This is a genomic window from Bradyrhizobium sp. 23 (assembly GCF_023073295.1).
Taxonomy (GTDB): Bacteria; Pseudomonadota; Alphaproteobacteria; order Rhizobiales; family Xanthobacteraceae; genus Bradyrhizobium; species Bradyrhizobium canariense_D.
This window is the reverse complement of the sequence record NZ_JADPJF010000037.1, coordinates 231,848-233,578: the sequence shown is the minus strand read 5'-3', so window position 1 is coordinate 233,578 and position 1,731 is coordinate 231,848. Positions and strand designations below refer to the sequence as shown.

Annotated in this window: 2 protein-coding genes; both read left to right on the top strand. The window is 63.4% G+C overall.

What is annotated here, in order from left to right; genetic code table 11:
* Positions 1-162: 162 nt before the first annotated feature.
* Positions 163-687: a DUF2314 domain-containing protein gene (locus tag IVB32_RS07175; RefSeq protein WP_018453504.1), complete on the top strand. Its 525-nt coding sequence runs from the start codon at positions 163-165 to the stop codon at positions 685-687.
* 50 nt (positions 688-737) lie between these two features.
* The coding region (locus IVB32_RS07170) for a HisS family protein (protein WP_247410046.1) at positions 738-1,731 on the top strand (994 nt) is incomplete at its 3' end.

Sequence of the window (1,731 nt, the reverse complement as noted above, 5' to 3'; positions counted from 1 at the left end):
ACCCGTCTCGCCGCTACGCGGCGAGCCACCCTCTCCCACAAGGGGAGAGGGGAAAAGGGCATCGCTGGTTGGCTTTTCTCGCCATGAACGCGACACCATGATCGTGCGACAAAGTCCAAGACCTCGCATACCCAGACATCGAGTCATCCGGACATCGCGATCATGACATCCACTCTTCCCCAGTCCCTGAAATGGGTCGTTCTTGCCGCGGTCACCGGCATCACCGTATTCGGCATTCTGACCATCGGCCCCAAGCCGGACGTCTCCGCTGAGGGCCGTTCGCCCGTCGTCGACGTGCGCACCACCGATCCGGAGATGAACACCGCGATCGCGCGCGCCCGCGGCACGCTGCCGACCTTTTGGGCCTCCTACGAGGCGCCGAAGCCGTCGGAGACAGGGCATGCCCTGAAGGTGCACTTTTCGACCCGCAAAGGCGGTGAGCACATCTGGATGGCCGAGGTGAAGAAGCTACCCAATGGGGCCTATTCCGGCCTCTTCGCCAACGAGCCACGCGATCTGGCCGGCAAGCGGGCAGGCGATAAGGTCGAATTCACTGAAGCCGACATCTCGGACTGGATGTTCATGCGCAACGGCAAGATCGTCGGCGGCGAAACCATCAAGCCAACGCTGAAGTCGCTGCCGAAAGCGGATGCCGACGCGCTCCGGGCGCGGATGGAGCAGCCGTAAGCGATTACCCGGCAGTTGCCGCATCACGCGTCGGCTGGTAAATGCCGCGCATGGCCGAAAAACCCAAAAAATCCCAGAAACTGAAGGCGCGCCTGCCGCGCGGGCTCGAGGATCGCGATCCCGCCGCGATCCGGGCGACGCGCGAGATGGTGGAAAAGATCCGGACCGTGTACGAACTCTACGGGTTCGAGCCGGTGGAAACGCCGGCGATGGAATACACCGACGCGCTCGGCAAGTTCCTGCCCGACCAGGATCGTCCGAACGAGGGCGTGTTCTCGTTCCAGGACGACGACGAGCAGTGGATCAGCCTCCGCTATGATTTGACCGCGCCGCTCGCCCGCTATGTCGGCGAGCGATACGGGACCGACGGTCTTGTGTTGCCCTACCGCAGCTACCGCGTCGGCTACGTCTTCCGCAACGAGAAGCCCGGCCCCGGCCGCTTCCGCCAGTTCATGCAGTTCGATGCGGATACGGTGGGATCGGCCACGCCGGCGGCGGACGCGGAGATCTGCATGATGGCCGCGGACACGATGGAAGCGCTAGGCATTGCGCGCGGCTCGTATGTCGTCAAGGTGAACAATCGCAAGGTGCTCGACGGCGTTCTGGAAGCCATCGGGCTCGGCGGCGAAGAGAACGCAGCACGCAGACTGACGGTGCTGCGCGCGATCGACAAGCTCGACAAATTTCCCGCCGAGGAAGTTCGCAAACTGCTCGGTCCCGGTAGATGGGATGGCGGCGAAGAAGGCAAGGGCGACTTCACGAAGGGCGCCAATTTGAGCGCGTCGGAGGCTGACGTCGTTCTCGCCATCACCAAACCGCGCGACGATTGGAAAGAGGCGATCGCCGCGGCGGAGGTCTATCTCGCCAAGAGCGAAGTCGGTCAGGCCGGCGTGAGCGAGCTGGAAGAGATCGCGAAACTGGTGACGGCGTCGGGGTACGGCGCGGACCGCATCAAGATCGATCCCTCCGTGGTGCGCGGTCTCGAATATTACACGGGCCCCGTCTACGAGGTCGAATTGCTGCTCGAGACCAAGGATGACAAGG